This is a genomic window from Streptomyces sp. BBFR51, from assembly GCF_044591655.1.
Lineage (GTDB): Bacteria > Actinomycetota > Actinomycetes > Streptomycetales > Streptomycetaceae > Streptomyces.
In genome coordinates this window covers 7154971-7175525 of sequence record NZ_CP172448.1, presented here as the reverse complement: position 1 = coordinate 7175525, position 20555 = coordinate 7154971, and the positions used below count along the sequence as shown (strand labels likewise).

The 20555-nt window shown below is 71.0% G+C and carries 18 protein-coding genes; 7 read left to right on the top strand and 11 right to left on the bottom strand.

What is annotated here, in order from left to right; translation table 11 throughout:
* Positions 1 to 273: 273 nt before the first annotated feature.
* Entirely contained in the window at positions 274 to 1092 is an 819-nt protein-coding gene (locus ACGH7X_RS32640) for a helix-turn-helix domain-containing protein (protein WP_399892086.1), read from the bottom strand.
* Positions 1093 to 1178: 86 nt separating this feature from the next.
* Here ACGH7X_RS32640 and ACGH7X_RS32635 point away from each other — a divergent pair, with 86 nt between their 5' ends.
* Positions 1179 to 1568, top strand: coding sequence for a nuclear transport factor 2 family protein (locus tag ACGH7X_RS32635; protein WP_399892083.1), 390 nt, complete (start codon positions 1179 to 1181; stop codon positions 1566 to 1568).
* Between the two features lie 129 nt (positions 1569 to 1697).
* Complete coding sequence (locus ACGH7X_RS32630; RefSeq protein WP_399892080.1) at positions 1698 to 3518, top strand: SMI1/KNR4 family protein; 1821 nt, start codon at positions 1698 to 1700, stop codon at positions 3516 to 3518.
* Positions 3519 to 3523: 5 nt separating this feature from the next.
* Here ACGH7X_RS32630 and ACGH7X_RS32625 read toward each other — a convergent pair whose 3' ends face one another.
* The gene (locus ACGH7X_RS32625) at positions 3524 to 3922 is read right to left on the bottom strand and encodes a winged helix-turn-helix transcriptional regulator (protein WP_399892077.1); all 399 of its coding nucleotides are present in this window, start codon (positions 3920 to 3922) and stop codon (positions 3524 to 3526) included.
* A 144-nt stretch (positions 3923 to 4066) separates the two neighbouring features.
* Between ACGH7X_RS32625 and ACGH7X_RS32620 the strand changes: the two genes are divergently transcribed.
* Positions 4067 to 4957 carry an alpha/beta fold hydrolase gene (locus tag ACGH7X_RS32620; RefSeq protein ID WP_399892075.1) on the top strand — a complete coding sequence of 297 codons (891 nt, stop codon included), beginning with the start codon at positions 4067 to 4069 and terminating at the stop codon, positions 4955 to 4957.
* Positions 4958 to 5008: 51 nt separating this feature from the next.
* Positions 5009 to 5569 carry a pyridoxamine 5'-phosphate oxidase family protein gene (locus tag ACGH7X_RS32615; RefSeq protein WP_399892072.1) on the top strand — a complete coding sequence of 187 codons (561 nt, stop codon included), beginning with the start codon at positions 5009 to 5011 and terminating at the stop codon, positions 5567 to 5569.
* Positions 5570 to 5674: 105 nt separating this feature from the next.
* On the opposite strand, the gene ACGH7X_RS32610 is transcribed toward ACGH7X_RS32615, so the two are convergent.
* The 3 genes from ACGH7X_RS32610 to ACGH7X_RS32600 are packed head-to-tail and all read right to left on the bottom strand — an operon-like array spanning position 5675 to position 7484.
* Positions 5675 to 6202, bottom strand: a complete 528-nt coding sequence (locus tag ACGH7X_RS32610; protein ID WP_399892069.1) for a hypothetical protein — start codon at positions 6200 to 6202, stop codon at positions 5675 to 5677.
* Entirely contained in the window at positions 6199 to 7119 is a 921-nt protein-coding gene (locus ACGH7X_RS32605) for a hypothetical protein (RefSeq protein WP_399892066.1), read from the bottom strand. Before ACGH7X_RS32605 ends, ACGH7X_RS32610 begins: the two co-directional genes overlap by 4 nt.
* A complete protein-coding gene (locus tag ACGH7X_RS32600; protein WP_399892063.1) occupies positions 7116 to 7484 on the bottom strand; it encodes a hypothetical protein in 369 nt (122 codons plus the stop codon). Before ACGH7X_RS32600 ends, ACGH7X_RS32605 begins: the two co-directional genes overlap by 4 nt.
* Before the next feature lie 21 nt (positions 7485 to 7505).
* Here ACGH7X_RS32600 and ACGH7X_RS32595 point away from each other — a divergent pair, with 21 nt between their 5' ends.
* On the top strand, positions 7506 to 10385 hold the full coding sequence (locus ACGH7X_RS32595) for a CHAT domain-containing protein (RefSeq protein ID WP_399892060.1): 2880 nt from the start codon (positions 7506 to 7508) through the stop codon (positions 10383 to 10385).
* A gap of 49 nt (positions 10386 to 10434) precedes the next feature.
* Positions 10435 to 11532, top strand: coding sequence for a tetratricopeptide repeat protein (locus tag ACGH7X_RS32590; RefSeq protein WP_399892057.1), 1098 nt, complete (start codon positions 10435 to 10437; stop codon positions 11530 to 11532).
* A gap of 94 nt (positions 11533 to 11626) precedes the next feature.
* Here the strand turns inward: ACGH7X_RS32590 and ACGH7X_RS32585 are convergent, their stop codons facing one another.
* The 3 genes from ACGH7X_RS32585 to ACGH7X_RS32575 form a co-directional block, all read right to left on the bottom strand.
* A complete protein-coding gene (locus tag ACGH7X_RS32585; RefSeq protein ID WP_399892055.1) occupies positions 11627 to 12649 on the bottom strand; it encodes an alpha/beta hydrolase in 1023 nt (340 codons plus the stop codon).
* 85 nt (positions 12650 to 12734) lie between these two features.
* Positions 12735 to 14378 (bottom strand): phosphodiester glycosidase family protein, encoded by a 1644-nt coding sequence (locus ACGH7X_RS32580; RefSeq protein WP_399892052.1) that lies wholly within the window; start codon positions 14376 to 14378, stop codon positions 12735 to 12737.
* Between the two features lie 102 nt (positions 14379 to 14480).
* Positions 14481 to 15266, bottom strand: a complete 786-nt coding sequence (locus ACGH7X_RS32575) for an SAM-dependent methyltransferase (RefSeq protein WP_399892049.1) — start codon at positions 15264 to 15266, stop codon at positions 14481 to 14483.
* A gap of 166 nt (positions 15267 to 15432) precedes the next feature.
* Between ACGH7X_RS32575 and ACGH7X_RS32570 the strand changes: the two genes are divergently transcribed.
* Positions 15433 to 16251 (top strand): SAM-dependent methyltransferase, encoded by an 819-nt coding sequence (locus tag ACGH7X_RS32570; protein ID WP_399892047.1) that lies wholly within the window; start codon positions 15433 to 15435, stop codon positions 16249 to 16251.
* A 14-nt stretch (positions 16252 to 16265) separates the two neighbouring features.
* On the opposite strand, the gene ACGH7X_RS32565 is transcribed toward ACGH7X_RS32570, so the two are convergent.
* The 3 genes from ACGH7X_RS32565 to ACGH7X_RS32555 form a co-directional block, all read right to left on the bottom strand.
* The gene (locus ACGH7X_RS32565; RefSeq protein ID WP_399892044.1) at positions 16266 to 18170 is read right to left on the bottom strand and encodes a discoidin domain-containing protein; all 1905 of its coding nucleotides are present in this window, start codon (positions 18168 to 18170) and stop codon (positions 16266 to 16268) included.
* 122 nt (positions 18171 to 18292) lie between these two features.
* Complete coding sequence (locus tag ACGH7X_RS32560; RefSeq protein WP_399892041.1) at positions 18293 to 19705, bottom strand: GH1 family beta-glucosidase; 1413 nt, start codon at positions 19703 to 19705, stop codon at positions 18293 to 18295.
* On the bottom strand, positions 19702 to 20541 hold the full coding sequence (locus ACGH7X_RS32555; RefSeq protein ID WP_399897490.1) for a carbohydrate ABC transporter permease: 840 nt from the start codon (positions 20539 to 20541) through the stop codon (positions 19702 to 19704). Before ACGH7X_RS32555 ends, ACGH7X_RS32560 begins: the two co-directional genes overlap by 4 nt.
* Positions 20542 to 20555: the final 14 nt, after the last annotated feature.

Here is a 20555-nt window from a genome sequence, read left to right as displayed (position 1 = left end):
AGTCGGCGTGGCAGGTACCGTGCTGAAGGCCGCGCCAAGCAGCCCGAGTACGCGTCGCTTCACAGACTTCCCCTTTTGACGGTCGATGCCACGGTGACGTCGTTCTCTCGGGATTCTTCCCTCAGCAACGAATCCGAGCGTCAGTCCCTGGTTTTGGAAGGGGTAAACCCTCGCGGTAGTCGCAGCGGTGACAGTCCCTGGTGGCCCGCGACTACGAGAGACTCCCGGCCCCCGGCGAAACCATGCTCCAATGTGCGTCATCTCCTGAGCAGATCACGGGCCATCCGTTCCGCGCCGGTCGGCGGCAGGTGGCTGCTCGAGCGCAGCCTTGGACTCCTCGAAGTACGAGGCGCTCTCGGCGTCCGCCGGGTAGTACAACTCGATCGCGACCTCGTCCAGCGTGATGTCCATCGGGGTACCGAACGTGGTGATGGTGGAGAACAACCGCAGTTCTCGTCCGTCGAAGCGAAGGATCATCGGGATCACGACGTCGGTTTCGGTGGATTGCCTCGACGTGTCTTCGGAGTTGGACTCCAGTAGTTCCTCGTAGAGCGCGGTGAGTTCGCCGTCGGGAGCGACGGCGAGCTGACGCCTGATCCGGGAGCGGAACACCGCACGCACGTCGGCCAGGTTGACGACCAGAGGGGCGAACCCGCGGGGATCCAGTCCCAGCCGTACGAGGTTCATCGGCGGCTTGAGCAGGTCGGGATCGACGTCCGCGAAGAACGGCTCGAGGGCGCGGTTGGTCATCACGATGTCCCAGCGGCGATCGAAGGCCACCGCCGGGTAGGGCTCATGTGCGCGGAGCACCCTCTCGACCGCGTCCCGGGCCGCCGACAGCGCGTCGTCGTCGAGGGGCCGCTCCGCATACCGGGGTGCGAAGCCGGCCGCGAGCAAGAGCCGGTTGCGATCACGCAGCGGCACGTCCAGCTGGTCCGCGAGCCGGAGGACCATGTCGGCGCTCGGGTTGGACTTGCCTGTCTCGATCAGACTGACGTGACGAGCCGAGACGTCGGCAGCGAGCGCGAGGTCAAGTTGGCTGAGTCGTCGGCGATGCCGCCACTGCCGTATGAGCTCCCCGACCGTTCGCACGGTTGTCGAGAGTACTCAACCCCGGCCCGCACGCCATGAAGTCGGACTTCATCGACAACCGTCGCGACCCCGGAAACACTGCGTCCATGACCACGGACACCAAGAGCGTCGTTCAACAGGCACTGGCAGAACTGATCAAGACGGGGAGTGTCGACGGGCTCGAACCGTTGCTGAGCGATGACTTCGTCCATCACAGGCCCGACTCGATCTCCTCGACCAAAACGGAATGGCTCGCCGCCGTGCAGGCGGCACTCATCCCGCTCACCGATATGCGGGTCGAGGTCCACCACCTGCTGGCCGAGGGAGATCACGTCGTGATGCACTCGCGCCGACAACTCCCCGATGCCGGGCCGGAGATCGCGGTCGTCGACATCTGGCGGATCGACGACGGACTGATCGCCGAGGCCTGGGAGATCATCGAGCCGGTGGCCCAGGCGGCCGCCAATCTGGTGTGGTGGGAGGCCGCCGGGCGCTGACCGGCCGCAGATCACGCCGAGTTCGCTGGAGACGAACACGGCGGCCTTCGGAGCCCTCGTCGGGGCGCTGTGCTACCCGTCCACACCCGTCCACCGGGTGATGTCAGTGGTCGCTCCTATCGTGATCGCATGACGTCGCCCCCTTCCGCAGCCGACCCGCCCCCGTCGCCGACCGTCGAGGACTCGTGGGCGCGTATCGACGCCTGGCTCTCGGAGCACGCCCCAGTGAGCCGGGCACTGCTGCGCCCGCCCGCTTCCCCTGGCGAGATAGCGGACGCGGAGCAGCGGCTCGGGGTGGCGTTCCATCCCGAGCTGGTGGCGTCGCTGCGCTGCCACGACGGTGTCGAGCTGAGCGAGGGGGCGCCGGTGTTCGCGCTCGACGGGCCGTTCGCCGGCGTGGCGGACATCGTGACGAACGCTCTGTTCCTGCGGTCCGTCGGCGAGGACGTCGAGGATCTGTACGACGACGAGGACGCGGACGACCACGAACTCAACGCGTACTGGCGTCACGAGTGGCTGCTGATCACCCACGGTGTCGTCTGGGACGCACAGGACGGTCTGTTTCTGACGTGCCGCGCGGGGGACGACTACGGACGCATCGGACACTACTTCAACGAGGACGCCGCCTCGTTCACCGACTGGGCCTCACTGCGTGCGGTGCTGTCGGCGTTCGCCGACGCTCTGGAACGGCGGCTGCCGATCTCGGGCCGGGTTCCGCTGGCGTTCGACGGAACGCTGGTCTGGGAGGAGGCCACGCCCACCGTCAAGGCGGACCCCGCATCGTTGCTCGGCCTTGGCGCGCGGATGCCCGAGCCGGAGCCCGAACCCGTACGTCCGCAGCCGGAGCCGGAGCCGCCGAAGAGCGGCATGTACGCGACGCTCACCTTGGTGGATCCCCGGGAACCCGAGCCCCGCCGGCCGGACCTGGTCTTCGCCGAGGGCGTGACGGCGGAGGAACTGCTGTCGCGTGTGGGGGTGGTGCAGCGGGAGACGATCCGCGTGCGGTCTCACGCGCAGGCCGAGCGGTCGGCGGCGAGTCTCTGGGCGGCCTCCCGGCCGTTGGTGCGGGCGGGCCGGTGCGGGGACTGGGGATTGCTGATGCAGGGCGCCGGAACCCAGCAGCTGACCCGCCCGGAGGTACTGCGCAGGTTGGCCCGGGACACCCGGATCGTGGCCCTCACCAAGCAGGGGCCGGAGGTACGCCTCACGGTGTACGCCGACGGGGTCCCGTACGCCCAGGGCGCCCAGGACCGCCTTGTCTCGTCACCGCGGACGGACTACGTACGGCTGCCGGACGGCACGCACGTGCAGTCGATCGGTGTCGATCCGTGGCCGGGATCGATCGCCGCGTACGCGGACCTGCTCGCCACCCTGCGGGGCGGGTTCGGTATCGACTTCGACCTCGACGCCCTCGAGCACGCACTCGACGAGTCACTGCCCAGCGGCCTCGTCCTGCCGGTGCTGGAGGACATTCCCGAGTGGTCGTTGCGTCCGCCCACACACATACGCCACTTCGATCTGGGCGCCCTGGTCGAGCGGACGCCCGCACCCCGGTTGCGTGCGGCGATGGCCGCGCAACTGCGCAGACTCGCCGCGGAGACAGGGCTCGACACCTTCCCCGAGGTGCCGCGGACGCTGGACGCCGTCGACCTCGGTGAGACCCCCGAGTTCGTCGAGGACGGCGCACTGGACTTGCGCATGCGCACGCTCCAGGCCGAGGCCGCGGCGGCCCGGCCGGCACTGGAACCGTCCTGGCGGCGGGACCGCGACGCGCCCGAATTCCCCGCCACCCGGGACGACTTCCATGCCTGGCAGCTCCGCGCCGACGCGGCGGACGCGCTGCGCCGCTTCCTCCAGCTGCCGTTGCCCGTCGCCGCGGCGACGATCGTGCACCACCGGCTCAGCGACGACTGGCGCGGCGAACTGGCCGAGGATCTGGCGGTGCGGTGATCGCGTCAACAGGAGTGGTCGTACCCGGCCTGGGCGCGGTCCACCTCGGGCATGTGTGCCTCGGCCCACTCGCGGAGTGCGGCCAGCGGCTCTTCCAGGGTCAGGCCGAGCGGGGTGAGGCGGTAGTACACGCGCGGCGGGACAGTCGGCTCCACCCGGCGGCCGACCAGGCCGTCGCGGGCGAGGCCCTGAAGGGTGACCGACAGCATCTTCTGCGAGATGCCGGTCATCCTGCGCTGCAGTTCCGCGAAACGCACCTCCTCCGGGGACGCCTCCGCCAGCACCTTCACGGCCATGGAGGTCCATTTGGTGCCGATCCGGTCGAGCAGGCGGCGGGTGGGGCACTGCGGGTCGAACAGGTCTCCCCGAGGACCCTTCGGGGAGCGTGACGTCGAGGAGGTCACCTGGAACTCACCACCTGTGGCAGAAGTGCGGTCTTGGCTCCCTCACCCTAGTTACCTATCGTTTTGCTGTCACCATTGGTAACCACTAGGGAGGGTCTTTTGCCCGTCGCCTCGCATCATGCCTGCGATCCACTCCCGTCCGGGGTGGAACTGCGGCGCGTCACGGTCAACGGTGTCGATCTCAACGTGGCCCTTCGCGGTGAGGGTCCCGCGGTGCTGCTGCTGCACGGCTTCCCGCACACCTGGCAACTGTGGACCCATGTCATGGACCGCCTTGCCGAGCACCATCGAGTGATCGCACCGGACGCGCGAGGAGCGGGGGCGAGCACGCGCGCGACGGACGGGTACGACGCCGGCACGCTCGCGTCCGACGCCGAGGCGTTGCTGGACGCTCTCGGTGAGCGTTCGGCGGCTGTCGTGGGCATCGACGCCGGGACCCCTCCGGCGTTTCTGCTCGGCATGCGCCGGCCCGACCTCGTCCGGCAGCTCGTGGTCATGGAGTCGCTGTTGGGCGGGCTGCCGGGAGCCGAGGAGTTTCTCGCGCGGGGGGCGCCCTGGTGGTTCGGCTTCCATGGGGTGCCCGGCCTCGCGGAGACGGTGCTGACCGGGCACGAGGCGCAGTACATCGACTGGTTTCTCGGCACGGGATCTCTCGGGGAGGGCGTGCGGCCCGCTGTCCGGGACGCCTTCGTCCGCGCGTACACCGGCGCCGAGGCGCTGCGCTGTGCCTTCTCGTACTACCGGGCACTGCCCGCGAGCGGCGAGCAGATTCAGGAGGCTGTCGCCGGGGGGCGGTTGACCGTCCCGACCATGGCGATCGGCGCCCATCCGGTGGGCAGGGCCCTCGAACGGCAGCTGCGGCCGGTCACCGATCAGCTCGTCGGCCATGTGATCGAGGACTGCGGGCACATCATCCCGCTGCACCGGCCCGAAAGGCTGCTCGCGCTTCTGGAGCCGTTCCTCGCCACGGCCCGCCGGGGCGCCCCCGGCGCCCCCTCGTGCGCGTCCTCGACACCCGATCGGGCGTACCGATGATTTCGGAGCGGGCCGGAAGTCGTTAGGGGCAGGAGAGCAGGGAGGTCTGCCATGTCCATGCAGCGACCGGTCGCTGAGCAACCCACGACCGAGCTCGACGCCCGCTACAGCTCCGCACTCAATCCCCGGCCGGGCGCCGGGGACGTCACGGCCACCGAGTGGGCCGAGGCCGAGCGGCACCTGGAGGCGGCCGAGATCTTCTGGGTGTCCACGGTGCGGCCCGACGGCAGACCGCACATCACGCCGGTGATCGCGGCGTGGCACGACGGAGTGCTGTACTTCTCCACCGGTCCGGGTGAGCAGAAGGCGAGGAACCTGTCGCACGATGCGCACTGCGCGCTGCTCACGGGTGGGAACGCACTCACCGAGGGGTTCGACCTGGTCGTCGAGGGCGAGGCCGAACCGGTCGGCGATCCGGCGGTACGGGAGGAGGTGATCGCGGCGTACGAGGCGAAGTCCGGGCCGCACATCACCTCGCCCGATGGCACCTTCCACGGGATCGGGGACGCCATCCGGAGGGGAGACGCGGTGCTCTTCGCGGTGGCCCCGGCAACCGCGTACGGCTTCGGCCGGGACGACGGGGTCTACAGCCATACGCGGTGGGTGTTCTGAGCCCAGGAGGCCCTCCGTGCGCAGGAGGCCCTCCGTGCCCACGGGACCCTCCGTCATCACCCCTGGGACGGGCACCTTCGCAACGGGCACCTTCGCAACGGGCGCCTAGCCGGCCGAGTGCACCCGCATCACGCGGACGCCACGGCGCTGGAGCTTCGCGACGGTGTAATGGCGTTGCTGCCACGCGCGGAGGGGCCCGCCGACCAGCTCCTCGGCGTCCTCGCGACGCAGGTGTCTGTGCCTGTTGGTGACGAGCTGCGGCTCGTAATCGGGCACCACGTCGAAACTGTGCACCTCGGTGAACGACTCGCCGAACTTGGTGGCGGGAAAGTAGGTGACCCAGCGAGCGAGGTCGTCCAGCCGGCTGGGGTGAACCCCGGGCCGGCCGAGCACCAGGTCCGCCACGATGGCCGTGACCTCCGGGCACTTGTTGGAGATCGAGGCGATGGGGACGTTGGCCAGGTCGCCCATGACGACGATCGGCCTCCGTACGTTCCCGGGACGGAAGACCCGGATGTGGTAGTTAGCCTCGCCGTACCAGTGCGGGGACCGGTAGGGCAGCGCGTGCTGGTCGATCACCAGGACGGCCTCGTCGGCCGGCGTGGGCTCGGATGTGCGGCGGAACAAGCTCATGTCTGTTTCCTCAGCACTGTCGTGATCTCAGCACCCACGTCCTCGGTGAGCGCCCCTTCGCAGGCGATGCCGAGGCCTTCCGCGAGCTGTCGGCCGTGCAGGTCGACGGCCGACTCGGACAGCTCCGCGAACGCCACGCCCGCGATCCGCGCCCGACGCCACGCGGTGGCGGCCGCGACGGCACCGGCAACCGCCGACGGCCACCACACGGCGCCCACGGCGACGTATCCGACGGCCCACGCCATCAGTCTCGCCGCCGCGGCGAGCCTCGCGCGGGACGCGACGATCTCGGCGCGCACGTCCTCGGCCAGAAGGAGCCAGATACGAGGCCACGCGACGGTGATGTCGAGCCTGTAGGCCCTCCAGACGCGTGTGTCGACGGCGGCGATGCGGTCGCCGAGCCAGAAGGGATGGTCCGGCGCCGTGAGACCGATCCGGTTGCGCCGGGCGTTGAGCTCCCGGGCCCGTGCTGCCGCTGCCACTGCCGACGCCGCTGCCGGTGCCGGTGCCGCCGCTCCGGGAGTGCCCTCGGCCCTGGCGGCCTCCAGCAAGGCATCGTTGAACGCCGCGTGTGCGTCGTCCCACCTCCGTCGGCGCCGGTCGGCGAGCCAACGGGGCCGGGTCGCGAGCCACAGCCGTTCCACCGTCACGCCCAGCCCGGTGGCGGCCAGCCCCAGACCCGCCGAAGCGGCCAGCAGGCCGGCCAGGAGGAGGACGAGCGTTCCGGTGTTGCGCAACGCGGGCTCGGCCGACAACTCGTTGAGCCGGGTGAGCAGCAGGCCGATGTCGTGCCAGCGCCGGTGTCCGAGCGTCACGCCGACGGCGGCCACGCTCATCAACAGCACACTCGGCCCCAGCATCAGGGCGATCCAGCGCTCAGCCAGCTTCCCGCCCAGTGCCTCGAGGAACCTGGTCACGACCGCAGCCTCGTGACCACCATCGGCTGCCGGAGCGCCGCACAGACCACCGGCTCCGTGCCCGGCGCCTCGAGTCGCGCACAGACACCGGCGGGGCACGCGAGCACCTCGAGCACGCGGTGCCCGTCGCCCGCGCCGGGAAACCGCTCGTACGAACGGACCGGACTCAGCCCCGCCGCGTGCCCGGCCCTCAGCAGCCGCATCTCCAACTCGTCCAAGGCGTCGTCAAGTTCGTCGAGTGCCACGCCGTCGCGCACCCGGCCGACGATCGACTGGGCGAGCGCCCCGACCTCTGGCGAGGTACGTACCGCGTCGGTATCGTCGGCCAGACGTTGACAGAGTATGGCCAATTGGTCTGCGGTCATCGCAGTGAGGATACGTGCGGAGTGACGAACCCGACACCCTTCGACAGTGAGATCGAACGGAACAGGCGCCAGGCGGCGCGGGGTTCGGTGAACGCGATGAACGACCTGGCCATGGCGTTGCGCGACCGCCACCGGCACACCGGTGATCCGGCCGACCTGCTGGAAGGGATCGCGCAGTTGCGGACCGCCATCGGATACGTGCCGGATCACCCGATCAGGCATCCCTTGCGGGTCGGCCTGAGCTCATTGCTGCACGACCACTTCCTGCACTTCGGCGACGTGTCCTCGCTGCACGAGTCCCTGGCCGGGTGCGACGCGTCGATCCCGCTGCTGGACGGGGAGAACCGGCTGGTGGCGGCGATGGTGCGGGCGGAGACGCTGATCCTTCTGGCCGAGCACACCCGCGACCCCGCGTACGCGACTCAGGCGGTCGAGTCGGCGGCACGGCTGCCGCGCGTACCGGCTGCCCAGTACGTGCTGGGCAAGGCCCTGCACATCCGGTACGAGCTGACCCAGGACCACGCCGTACTCGTCGACGCGGCCCGCGTGCTGGAGGAAAGCGTCCTCGCGACGCCCGTGGACGACCCGAACTACGCAGTGCGGCTGAACCAGTTGGGCGACGTACTGCAGCGATCCGCGGAACACACCGGCGACGAGGCGGTGCGGGAGACCGCCGTCCGGCACTTGCGGGACGCGATGGCGCGCACACCGAGCGCCTCGCGCGCACTGCTGGGCCACAAGGTCGACCTCGCCGCCGCGTTGCGGGACCGCGGCAGGAAGACCGGTGACGTCGCCGCGTTGCGGGAGGGCGTGGCCCTGTTGCGCGAGGTGCTCGAGGCGACGGGGCCCGATGAGCATGTGTGGGAGAACCGCTGCGAGAACTATCTGATCGCCGTGCAGGACCTCGTCGCACAGACCGGCGAGATCGACGTGCTCGACCAGGCCGTGGAGATCGGCCGGTCCACGCGTGGCGGGGGCGGCGGGCTGGGCATGATCCCTCTGCTGCTGGGGCTGCTGCACAACGAACGGTTCCTGCACACGGGGCTTGAGGGTGACCTGGGCCAGGCGATCGCCGCGTACACCGAGGTCGTCGAGACGGTGCCGTACGGCGAACGGACCCACGCGGTGGCGCTGGGCAACCTTGGCCGGGTCTGGTTCTCCGAGTACGAGTTCAGGGGCAGCCCGGAGGCGTTGCGTCGGTCCGTCACGGCGCTGGGCAGCGCTGCCCGGGCGAGTGCTCCCGACACGACGGAGCGCGGCGAGACCCAGCTCAACCACGGCGGCGTCCTGTACGCCCAGTACGAACTCACCCTGGACCCCGGGACTCTGGCCTCCGCGGGCCGCGCCTTCCGCGAGGCGGCGGAGATCGAGGCGCTTCAGCCTCTGGGGCGGACCAGGGCCGCACGCTTGTGGGCACACACCGAGGCCGAGGCGGGACGGTGGGACCGGGCCCGGGACGCCTACGCGTTGGCGGTCGGCCTGCTGCCGCTCGTGGCGCCGCGACGTCTTGCCCGCGTGGACCAGCAGCGGTTGCTGGCGGAGCTCGACGGGCTCGCCGCCGACGCGGCCGCGAGCGCCTTGCAGGCGAATGATCCGGAGACGGCGGTGCGTCTGCTCGAACTCGGCCGCGGTGTGCTCGGCGGACAGGTGCTGCAGAGCCGCAGCGATCTATCCCGCCTGCACGCGGTGGCGCCCGAGCTCGCGGAACGACTGGGCGCCGCGTTCGACCGGTTGCCTCCGGCCGGGCACCTCATGGGTGCCGCGGCGGACGAACGGCACGACCTGGACGTCCGGTTGCGGCAGTTGCTCGACGAAGCGCGGGCGCTGCCGGGGTTCGCGGACTTCCTCGCTCCGCCGGACCTCGACGAGCTGCTGGAATGCGCCGCCGAGGGGCCGGTGGTACTGATCAACGTGAGTAGGTACCGCAGTGACGCGTTGATCATCCGTCCATCGGGGGTCACCGTGGTCGAGTTGCCGGGAGTGACGCCGGACTCCGTGGCGGGCCAGGCAGCCGTCTTCGGCACCGCGTTGGCCGACTCCGCCCGGCCGGGTGCGGGCGAGACCGATGCCCAGGCCACCGCCGAGGGAGTGCTCGGATGGCTGTGGGACTTCGTCACCGGACCCGTGCTGCAGCGACTCGGGTACACGTCCCCGCCGGCAGATGCCTGGCCGCGTCTGTGGTGGTCGCCGGTGGGACAGCTGGCGCTGCTCCCGGTCCACGCGGCCGGCCGCTTCCCGGACGGCACGTCCGTCCTCGACCGGGTGGTGTCGTCGTACACGCCGACGTTGCGGGCGTTGCGGCATGCCAGGGCGCGGCACACGCGAGCGGGCGACGATCTGGTGGTGGTGGCGGTGGAGGACGCGGCGGGGGCGCGGCCACTGCGCGGTGTGGGGCGGGAGGCGAGCAGGATCGCGGCACTGACCCGGGCCACGCGGTTGGACGGCGCGAAGGCGACGGCCGACTCGGTCCGCGCCGCACTGACGTCCCACACCTCGGCGCACTTCGCCTGTCACGCGGCGAGCGATCCCGACGATCCCTCGGCCGGTCATCTGCTGCTGCACGACGGGCCGCTCTCGGTGCTGGACGTGTCAGCGCTCGACCTGTCCGGTGTACGGCTCGCGGTGCTGTCGGCGTGCGAGACGTCCCTCGGCGCCCGCCGGGTCCCCGACGAGAGCCTGCACCTGGTGTCGGCGTTCCAACTCGCCGGATACCCGCAGGTCGTCGGCACGCTGTGGCAGGTCAACGACCTCGTCGCCCGGATGGTCGCCGTGGACCTGCACGAGGGCGTCTCGGCGGGCGAGAACGTCGCGACGGCGCTGCACCACGCGGTACACCGCTGCCGCGAGCGTTTCGACAGGACCCCGACGCTGTGGGCCGCGTACCTCCATTCCGGTCGGTGACCGGCGACGTGTCCGCGGCGGGATGCGACCGACCGAGGCAGGGAGAGACATGCCGTTCTGGAGGAAGAAGCCGAAGACCACCGACCACTACGTCGGGGACTTCGGCAGCGCCGAGATCGATGTGACCGAGCGGCGAGGTGATGTGCCCCTGGTCGAGATCAGGCTGTCGGTGACGGCGGAGTACGCACACGGGCTCGACTTCCAGCGCAAACGCGAGGAACTGGGCCCGAACCACCCGGAGACCCTGCACGCCCTGCACGTGTACGCGGTGGCGCTGGGCGAGCAACCCGGCAGACAGGACGAGGCCGTCGAACTGCTGGAGTGGCTGGCCGCCGCCCGCGCGGACGACCAGGAGAACAAGCTGCTGACGTTGAACGACCTGACCAGAATTCTGCAGGACGGCGGCAATCCCGCACGCGCCGAAGAGTGGTTGCGCGAGGCCCTGTCGGGGTGGGAGCGGCTGCGCGGCCAGGACGACGCGCAGACGTTGCAGATCGCGTCGAACCTGGCGAGAGTCCTGCTCGACCTCGGTCGCAGGGAGGAGGCGGAGGGGCTGATGCGGGACACGGTCTTCCGCCGTACCCGCACGCTCGGCGCCGCCCATCCGGACACCTTGAGCAGCAGGAACACCCTGGCGGGATCGTTGCGGGGCTCCCCTGCCCGGCTCGCCGAGGCGGAACGCATGTACCAGGCGATGCTGGCCGACATCGACGGCACGACCGACCTGAGCATGACCGTGCGGCACAACCTCGCCGCCGTACTCACCCACCAGGGCAAACACGCCGAGGCGTTGGAGATGTACGGCCACCTGGTCGAGGCCCGGTCGCGGCAGCAGGGCGCCGATCACCAGAGCACCTGGACGGCCAGACGCAACTACGCCGCCGTGCTCAGCAAGCTGGGCCGGGTCACCGAGTCCGAGAGGCTGCTCACCGAAGCGCTCGAGGGCTGCCGACGGGTCTTCGGTCCCCGGCACTCCACGACTCTCGGCGTGCAGGTCGACCTGGCGGCGACGAAGGCCAACCAGGGCCGCCCCCAGGAGGCGGTTCCCTTGCTGCGCGACGCGATCGACGGCTACCGGAGCACACATGGGCCGAGCCACCCACGCGTGCGCGAACTCTCGGACATCCTCGTGCAGTTGGGTGGATGACCCGGCCCTCGCCGCGTCAACGGTCCGCTCGTTCCGGTCCCGTTCACGGCCGCCGCCGCAGCGGCGGCCACCGGCCTCGACGGGGCGGTCCCGCTCAGCCGTTCTTCCCGAGCGCCCCCAGCAGCATCGGCAGCGACGCGTGCAGTTCCCGTTCCCAGTACGCCCAGCCGTGGGTTCCCGGGCCGTAGAAGTTGGTGGTCACGTGCCGCGCGCCGACGCGGCGCAGTTCGTCCGCCAGCGCGTGGTTCTGGCGGTTGAAGTCGGCCTCCAGGGCGCTGGTGGTGCCGGGTGGGTCCAGGGGGCCGGTGGTGCCGTCGCCGCAGGACAGGTAGACGGGGATCGACCTGAGTCGTTTGGCGAGGTGGAAGGGGTCGTGGGACTCCCAGATCCGGCGTTGGGCCACCGGGTCGCCCCAGACGCGGAGCGGATCGGTGTCCTGGCCGGCGAAGAAGCCCATGATGCGGTTGACCGACTCGTCGTTGAGGAGGGGGTGGGCGGAGCCGGAGTAGGCCGCCGTCGCCTTGAACATGCCGGGGTGCCGGGCGGCGTACGACAAGGCCCCCTGACCGCCCATCGACAGGCCGGCGACGACACGGTCGCTGCCCGCGCCCCAGTCTCGTTCCAGGAGGCGGCGCAGTTCCTTCGTGTGGAAGGTCTCCCACGCCGGGTCGCCGCCCTTGCCGTGGTTCCACCAGTCGCTGTACCAGCCGTTCCAGCCCGCCTCGGGCATGACGACGAGGACGTCGCGCAGGTCGGCGATCTCCGCCACGTCCGTCATGCTCGTCCACGACGTGTAGTCGCCGCAGCAGCCGTGCAGGAGCCAGAGGGTGGGCCAGTGCTGTCGGTGGCGCCGGTCGTGCGGGTTCCAGCCGTCGGGGGTGAGCAGGCGCACGTCGACCGTACGCCCGCCCAGGGCGGCCGAGCGCACCGACAGGTCGACCTGCCGGTCCGCGACCTGGGTGACGGCGACGACTTCGGCGCCGGGGCGGGCGGCGTGCGGATTGCCCGCGGCCAGTGCCGCGGGGGCGGTGGGCGTGAGGACGGCCAGCAGCAGGGCCAGGACGAGGAGGACTCTGGCCCGCAGGGGGCCCAGGACGGTGGACACGTTCGCGAACACGGCGGCTCCCTGGGGTGGGTTGCTGGTCGTCACGCGGTGGTGCGGGGGACTTCGGGGTCGTGCGTCAGTCGGTGGCGCGCACGGATCAGGGGGCCTGCCTGCGCGGCAGGATCAACAGGGCGTCGCCGACCGGGCGTTCGCCCGCGGCGTCCGACGGTGTGTTGAGCACGGCGCCGTTGGCCACCATCGTCGTGGAGCCGCCGCCGTCCAGGTTGACCGCTTCGCGCAGGCCGAGTGACTTCGCGACCCGGGCGCTCTCGCCGATGCTGAGGCCGAGGGAGTCCGTGCTGCGTCCGTCGGCGGTGACGAGTACGGTGCGGCCCGCGGCGTCGACCCCGGCGAGGGTGCGTGGATTGCGTTTGTGGACCCAGCCGTAGTACCAGCTCGGGTCGTCGGGGTGCACCATGCCGTCGGTGGCGGGGGTGACGTGGACACGGCCGTCGCGGACCAGTTCGGGACCGGCGTTGACGATGTCGGTGCGGGGTGAGGGCGAGACGCGGTGGCCGCGTTCGTCCAGCAGGGTCGTGCGCACGCGCAGTCGGTCGCCGACGCGTGCCTGGGCGGTCAGGTCGGCGACGCGTTCGCCCGTCGCCTGGACGGAGCTGCCGCCCGGCGGGAGTGTGCCGCCTCGTGGTGAGCGCAGTTCCACGACCCGGTCGTGGGCGTCCAGTACGGCTTCCAGGCCCTCGCCCTGGGGTGTGTGTCCGCCGTAGGCCGGGGTGAAGGTGACCAGCTCGTCGGGGTTGGTGCAGGTGATGTCGTGCAGCGGCAGGGACGTCGGGGTGTCGCCCTCGGTGCCGCCGCAGTTCCTGATCAGGCCCGGTACTCGGTTGATGCCGTTCAGGTGCAGGGAGGCGGTGCGGCCCGTGACCCGGCCCTGCCAGGTGAGGCGGGTGATCCGGGTGCGGCGGCCGTCGTCGTGGACGACGAGGCTGGGGCGTCCGGCCACCGGTTCGCTCAGCAGGCGTCCGTCGTAGACGCCCACTCCGGCCGGGTCGCCCGGAGCGCCCGCCTTGGGGTCGAGGACGAAGAAGCCGGCGTTGACCGCGGCGGTGGCGCCGGCGGACGCCGAGAGCTGGGTGGTCGTCTCGCGGTTCTCCAGGTCCGGGCCGTACGACGCGTCCAGGCTGCCGCGGAAGACGCGCGGGTCGATGGTGAGGACGTCCACGTGCCACGGGCCGCGGTCGGTGGCCTCGCCGTCCCAGCCGGTGTAGACGGCGGCTCCCGTGTAGCCGGCCGCCCTCAGGCGGGTGCGTTCGGTCGTCGCGGTGGCCTGCGAGTCGAACGTTCCGATGCGGACCCGCCAGCCGAGGGTGCCGCCGGTGTAGTCGGCCGTGGCCGGTGTCGTCACCTCCTCCACGCGGGCGTCGAAGCCGTCGCCGCGCAGATCGGCGGCCAGTTCGTCGGCGCTCGCCCTGTCCTTGAGGGTCGTCGGCGGGGCGTCGGGGTCCGGTGAGGTGTCGCCGCCGGGGATGGAGACCTCGACGGTCCAGTGGAGTGCCGGGTCGTCGGTGATGCCGCGCACGATGCGGGTGAGGGTGACGCCCCGCTGGAGGGTGGTCGTCGTGCGTCTCTCGGGGAGGCCTGTGGGGCCCAGCGGGAGGGTCGGCCGGACCGACGACGGGTGCGAACCAGGGGGCGCGGACGACGCCTGGGCGACCGACGGCAGCGCGGCCAGCGTGGTGAGGACGCCGAGGACGGCACCCGTGGCACACAGTCTCTTCTTCATCTGTCCCGCCTCGCGCCGACCACGGACACCGACCGACCCATGCTGCGCACAAGTATCGGCCGGTTCCGGCTCGCGTCAAGGCGGTCTCCGGGCCGCGGCGGCTCAGGGGACCCGGGCGACGCCGACGTAGAAGCCGCTGCGTTCCCGCGCCGGTGCCGGTTCCTCCTGGTACCACTCGGTGGCGAACACCAGGCCGGGTGCGACGAGTTCCAGTCCCTCGAAGAAGGGCTCCACCTCGCTGCGGGTACGCATCCGCAGCGGGATCGCGCCCTTCTTGTACGCGGCCTCGGTCTCCCGCTTCAGCTCCGGGTGCTGGTCCGCGGTGCCGTGCGAGAGGAGCAGGAAGCTGCCGGAGGGGAGCGCCCGCACCAGGGTGCGCACCAGGCCGTACGGGTCCTCGTCGTCGGGCAGGAAGTGCAGGAGGGCGATGAGGGAGAGGGCGACGGGGCGGCCGAAGTCCAGGACTGCACCGGCGTGTTCGAGGATGGCGGCGGGCTGTCGCACGTCCGCGTGGAGGAAGTCGGTCGCACCCTCCGGGCTGCTGGTCAGCAGCGCCTCCGCGTGGCGCAGGACGATCGGGTCGTTGTCCGCGTAGACGATCCGGGCGTCGGGTCTGATCGCCTGGACGATCTGGTGCAGGTTGGGTTCGGTGGGGATGCCCGTGCCGAGGTCGAGGAACTGGTCGACACCGCGCTGCGCCAGCCAGGCTGCCGCGCGGTGCATGAACGCCCGGTTGCGTGCCGCGTTGCCCCGCGCCTCTTCGGGGAGTGTCTCGCCGACCCGCTGGTCGACGGGGTAGTTGTCCTTTCCGCCCAGCAGCCAGTCGTAGACGCGTGCGGGGTGGGGCTTGCTGGTGTCGATGCGGGGTCTGGGTATACCGGCGGTCACAGGACCCTCCTCCGAAACAGTCAAGGCATGCGCGGTCGCCAGCCTAACCGGATCCCGCCCTGGTCAGTGGGGGTGCGCCCGCGGGCATGCCAAGATGATGTCCCGACTGTCACCGGCCACGCCTGTGCCGTGGGTGGCCCGCGAGCTGAGGACGGAGTCAGGCTGCATGACCTCCCTGAGTGGTGGCGAGAGCGCCGCCCACCCGAACCGGATCGACACGAGCAGGCCCCACCCTGCCCGGATGTACGACTACTTCCTGGGCGGCAAGGACAACTACGAGGTCGACCAGCGGGCCGCCGAAGAGTTCATGAAGGCGGCTCCGGAGGTGCGGGAGGGTGTCCTCGCCAACCGGCACTTCATGCACCGCGCGGTCCGGCACGTGGTCGCCGAGGGCGGCGTGCGCCAGATACTCGACGTGGGTACGGGGCTGCCCACCGAGCCCAACGTGCACCAGATCGCGCGGGCCGTCGCTCCGGGGACCCGGGTCGCCTACGTCGACAACGACCCCATCGTCAGCACCCACTCCAGTGCGCTGTCGGACGACCCCGACACCGCGGTCGTCCTGGCCGACCTGCGCGACCCGCGTGCGATCCTCGACCATCCCGAGGTGCGCCGGGTCATCGACTTCGACCGGCCGGTGGCGCTGCTGCTGGTGGCCGTCCTGCACTTCGTCTCCGACGCGGAGGACCCGGCGGGCATCGTCGCCACCCTGCGCGACGCGCTGCCCGCCGGCTCGTACCTCGTGCTGTCGCATGCGACGGGCGACGTCCACGAGGACCGGCGCGAGGACGCGGCGGCCGTCTACAAGAGCGCCACCGCGTCCATGAACCTGCGCCCGCACGCCGAGGTCCTCGACCTCTTCGGCGACTTCACCCTGGTCGATCCCGGCCTGGTCCGGGTCACCGACTGGCGCCCGGACGAGGTGCGGCGGCCCGACGCCCCGCCGATCGGCATCTACGGCGCGGTGGGGCGGAAGGGCGCCTGACGGGCGGCGGGTGGCTACCCCTTCTGTTCCACCCGCACCCAGTCCACCTCGGCCTGTACTCCCCCGCCGGCGATCCGGTCCACGCTGGACTGCGGCAGCCCCCAGTAGGGGCTGGTGACCTGGTTCCAGCCGGCGGGGTACGCGCCGCCCAGCGCGAGGTTGAGGATCACGTACTGGTCGTGGTCGAAGACCCATGCGCCGCGCGTCGACTCCAGCTTGTTGCGCGTCGTCTCCTGGACCAGTTGGTCGTCGACGTAGAACTTCATGCCGGTCGGAGTCCACTCCACCGCGTAGGTGTGCCACTGGTCGGCCCGGCCGCCTCCCGGGTACACCTGGCGCGCCCCGATGTTGCCGTCCGCCGAGTAGCCCGGGCCGTGCAGGGCGGTGCTGGTCCAGTCGCCGTAGCCGATGTTCTCCATGATGTCGGTCTCGCCCGAGGCGGGCCAGGACACCGAGGGGTCGTCCACGTTGCTGCCCAGGAGCCAGAACGCGGGCCAGAAGCCGTCGCCGACCGGCAACTTCATGCGGGCGCTGACCTTGCCGTACGTGAAGTCGAACTTGGTGTTGGTGTCGATGCGGCCGGACGTGAAGTCGTAGGTGCCGCCGCCTGCCGGGGTGGTGCAGCCCTTGCAGTACTTGGCGCGCAGGACGAGGGCGCCGTTCTCGAGGCGGATGTTGTCGGCGGAGTCGACGTACGCCTGTGACTCGCCGTTGACGGAGCCCATCTCCGTGCCGGTGCGTACGACCCGCCATTTGCCGCGGTCCAGCGATCCGGACGTGAAGTCGTCGAAGAACGTGGTCCGGTACGCGCCGGACTGCTCGCCCGGCAGCGCCGGGTACGCCGCCGCCGCGCTGCCTCCCGTGCCCCACACCTGGAACTCGTAGAGGGAGTAGCCGAACTGGGCGGTCGCCGGGGCCGGGTTGTAGAAGGAGCGGCGTTCCTTGCCGAGCATGCGGACGTAGCGGCCGGTGGCCGGCTGGGGAAGGCGGACGCTGTCGTGCCGGCCCGTCGCCTCGCCCGGGGACTTCACGTCGGCCCGGCGGGCGGCGGCCTCGTCCGCCGAGGGCCGGTACACGGTGCGCCAGGTGCGGTTGTCGTCCGACACCTGGAGTTCGTAGTCGACCGCGTAGGCGGCCTCCCAGTACAGGTCCACCGTGTCGATGGTCGAGGTCGCGCCGAGGTCGACGGAGACCCAGCGGTCCGCGTTCCAGTCGCTGGACCAGCGGGTCGCGTCGGTCTTCAGGCCGGCCGGCCAGCCGCCGTCGGTGACGAACGCCGGTGAGTTGCCGGCGTGTTGGTAGACGTTCGTGTACGCCGGGTGGTTGAGGGCGAGGTTGGTGCGGGTGGTGGACGCGGGGGCCGGTTCGCCGCCGTAGACCTTGAAGGAGTAGAGGGAGTAGCCGTAGGGGGTGGCGCGTTCGATGCCGCGCATGCGGACGTAGCGGGCCGTCACCTCCTGCGGGTAGGTGTGCGCCGTGACCGAGCCGCCCGTGCCCGCGGTCTCCGTGTAGAAGGGGGTCCAGTCGGTGCCGTTCTTCGAGGCCTCCAGGACGTATCTCTTGCCGTAGGCGGCCTCCCAGTCCAGTGTCACGCGGTCGACGCGGATCGTCGCACCGAGGTCGACGCGGATCCACGCGCCGTCGGTGAAGTCGCTGGACCAGCGGGTGCCGCCGTTGCCGTCGAAGGCCAGGCCGGGAGCGGTGCCGGCGTTCTCGCTGGCCGAGGCGGTGACCGCGGCGGGGTTCGCGGTGTACGCGGAGGCCGCGCGGTCGGTGTCCCAGGCCGCTGCCGCCGCGGCGGACGGTTCGGCGGCGGCGGGGGTGGTGAGGACCGGGCCCGCCGCGAGCAGGGCGAGCGCGGTCAGAGCGGTCAGGACTGTGCGGGGCGTGCGGGGGATGTGGGGGATGCGGGGTGTCATGCGGCTCTCCTCCGGACGTTGGGATCCGTTGACGGACGCTTGCTGTCATGCACCTGTCAGTCACTTACCTGCAACGCGCGCCCTGGTGGGCGCGGACTCCCGCGTCCGCGCCCACCGGGCGATCAGGCGGCCTCGCGCTCCCCCGCCCGCTCCCGGGCCTCGCGGATGAGGTCGGCGTAGTGCCGTCCGCTGCCCTTGACCGTGCGGACCTGGGTGTCGTAGTCCACGTGCACCAGGCCGAAACGCTTGTCGTAGCCGTACGCCCACTCGAAGTTGTCCAGCAGCGACCAGGCGAAGTAGCCGGCCAGCGGCGCTCCCCTGCGGGCCGCGGAGGCGCAGGCCGCGAGGTGGGCCGTCAGGTACTCCTGGCGCTCGGGGTCGTCGATCGTGCCGTCGGGGCGGATCACGTCGGGGAACGACGAGCCGTTCTCGGTGACGTACAGCTTGCGCGCCCCGTACTCCTCGGTCAGGCGCAGCAGCAGGTCCTCGATGCCGCCGGCGTCGATCTCCCAGTCCATGCCGGTACGCGGGACGCCGAGGCGGCGGACGGTGCGGACGTGGGGGGCCGGTCCCGTGGGATCGGCGGCGACGGTCTGGGGGAAGTAGTAGTTCAGGCCCAGCCAGTCCAGCCGGCCGCCGATGAGGTCCATGTCGCCCGGCTGCTCGGGGAGTTCGACGCCGTAGACCTCGCGCATGTCCTCGGGGAAGCCGCGGCCGTGGACGGGGTCGAGCCACCAGCGGTTGGTGTGGCCGTCCATGCGGCGGGCGGCGGCGAGGTCCTCGTCGCGGTCGGTGGCGGCGTGGATGGTGGAGAGGTTGTTGACGATGCCCACCTGGGCGTTCGGGGCCGCCGCACGGATGGCCTCCATCGCCAGGCCGTGGCCGAGGAGCAGGTGGTAGGAGGAGCGGACGGCGGCCGTGAGGTCGGTCCAGCCGGGGGCCATCTTGCCCTCCAGGTGGCCGATCCAGGCAGAGCACAGGGGCTCGTTGAGGGTGGCCCAGTGGTCGACGCGGTCGCCGAGGCGTTCGGCGACGACGGAGGCGTACGACGCGAAGTGCTCGGCGGTCGCGCGTTCGGGCCAGCCGCCGCGGTCCTGGAGCACCTGCGGCAGGTCCCAGTGGTAGAGGGTGACGGAGGGGGTGATGCCGGCCGCCAGCAGGTCGTCGACCAGCCGGTCGTAGAAGGCCAGGCCCTTGGCGTTGACGGGGCCGTCGCCGCCCGGCAGGACGCGTGGCCAGGCGACGGAGAGGCGGTAGGCGTTGGTGCCCAGTCGCCGCATCAGCCCGATGTCCTCGTGAGTGCGGTGGTAGTGGTCGCAGGCGACGTCGCCGTGGTCGTTGTTGTCGATCTTCCCGGGGGTGTGCGAGAAGGTGTCCCAGATCGACGGCGAACGTCCGTCCTCCGCCACGGCTCCCTCGATCTGGTACGCCGATGTGGCCGTGCCCCACAGGAAGTCGTCCGGGAGTGCGGCGAAGTCGATGGTCACGAAGGTCCTTTCGGGTTGGGCAGGAGCGGGTGGGGGGATGCGGGTCATTTGACGGCTCCGGCCGTCAGGCCCGCCACCAGGTAGCGCTGGAGGAGCAGGAAGCCCGCGACCACGGGGACGCTCACCACCAGGGAGGCGGCCATGATCTGGTTCCAGTACACGTCGTTCTGCGTGGAGTAGCCCTGGAGTCCGACCGCGAGGGTGCGGGTGGCGTCGTTGGTCATGACCGAGGCGAACAGGACCTCGCCCCAGGCGGTCATGAAGGCGTAGACCGCCACCGCGACGATGCCGGGGACGGCGGCGGGCACGACGACCTTGAACAGGGCGCGCAGCGGCCCGCAGCCGTCCACCAGGGCCGCCTCGTCCAGGTCGCGCGGGACCGAGTCGAAGTACCCGATCAGCATCCAGATGGAGAAGGGGAGCGAGAAGGTCAGGTACGTGAGGATCAGGCCGCCGCGGGAGCCGAACAGGGCGATGCCGGTGGTGTTGCCGATGTTCACGTAGATCAGGAAAAGGGGCAGCAGGAAGAGGATGCCGGGGAACATCTGCGTCGACAGGACGGTCACCGAGAAGACGCGCTTGCCGCGGAACTCGTAGCGGCTGACGGCGTAGGCGGCGAAGACCGCGATGACGACGGAGCAGACGGTCGCCGCGCCCGCCACGATCAGCGAGTTCACGAAGTACTTCGCCAGCGGGACCGTCGACCAGATGTCGATGTACGGGCGGATGGTCAGGTTGCTCGGCAGCCAGTGGAACTGGCTGGAGACGTCCTCGAGCGGCTTCAGGGAGCTGGAGACCATGACGTACACCGGCAGCAGGACGAAGCCGGTGAGCAGGGTGAGGAAGACGCGGCGGGTCCAGACGAAGGAGCGCGGAGCCGCCATCGTGGACGTCGTGG